Source organism: Neobacillus drentensis, from assembly GCF_036965645.1.
GTDB classification, from domain to species: domain Bacteria; phylum Bacillota; class Bacilli; order Bacillales; family Cytobacillaceae; genus Neobacillus; species Neobacillus drentensis_D.
The window spans coordinates 1-931 of the sequence record NZ_JBALPZ010000255.1; the positions used below are offsets into that span (position 1 = coordinate 1).

Sequence of the window (931 nt, forward strand, 5' to 3'; positions counted from 1 at the left end):
GTTCTCTTCTACTCGACTACTTTAAGAAGGAAATTGGAAAAATACACCTATAAATGTTAAGTTGATGTGAATATAAATATGACTACTTTCTTACTTATATCCTTTGTGCTAATTTATGGGGCTGTTTATGCAAATTCAAGCGACCAGTCGGTTTTGATTCAGATACCAATAAAAAATGCTAATCCCATAAATGATGTGTGTTCTCCTTAAAAATCAACCTTTGGTAAGATTCTTGGGATAATATAATCAAGGGATTTAGGTTATGCTGACATATAAAAATGTAGAAGTGATTGTGGAGTTTCCATATTTGAGCTATAGATAGTTTCCTGCATTTAGCAATATTTGGAATAAGTATTATCAACTTACTTTCTTTACCGAACGTTCTCAATATGTTATAGTGACTATGGGAGGAGGAAAATAGAATGGCAAGAAATAAAGAATTCGAAGAGAGCGTAGTATTAGACAAGGCGATGAAGCTCTTTTGGGCACAAGGTTATGAGAAGACATCCTTGAGTGATCTGGTCGAGCATATGGGAATCCATCGCAGAAGTTTGTATGACACATTTGGGGACAAACATACGCTGTTTTTGAAAGCTATGGATCGATTTCGCGATAAAGTCAGTGCTGAGCTTACGGGAGAAGTTAAACGCTCCAAGACAGCAGCGGAGGCTCTCCAGTTAATTTTTAGTTTCATGATAAATGGTGAAGAGAACTCGCCTTCAGGCTGTTTAATGGTGAATTCGGCGGTGGAATTGGCAATGCGCGATGCCGATGTGGATTCAAAGTCCACTGAATCGTTCACACTATCAGAGCAGCTACTCAAGGATATTATTCTGTGGGGGCAGGAGGAGGGAGAATTTACCTCAGATTACGATGCCGGCGAACTGGCGGAACATCTGCATACCGTATGTGTTGGGTTAAGGGTAATGAC

The 931-nt window shown here is 39.3% G+C and carries 1 protein-coding gene; it reads left to right on the forward strand.

Going from position 1 to position 931, the window contains the following annotated elements; all coding sequences use genetic code 11:
* Positions 1-422: 422 nt before the first annotated feature.
* Positions 423-931 (forward strand): TetR/AcrR family transcriptional regulator (locus V7266_RS29865; RefSeq protein WP_335472872.1); only part of this gene is annotated, 509 nt, incomplete at its 3' end.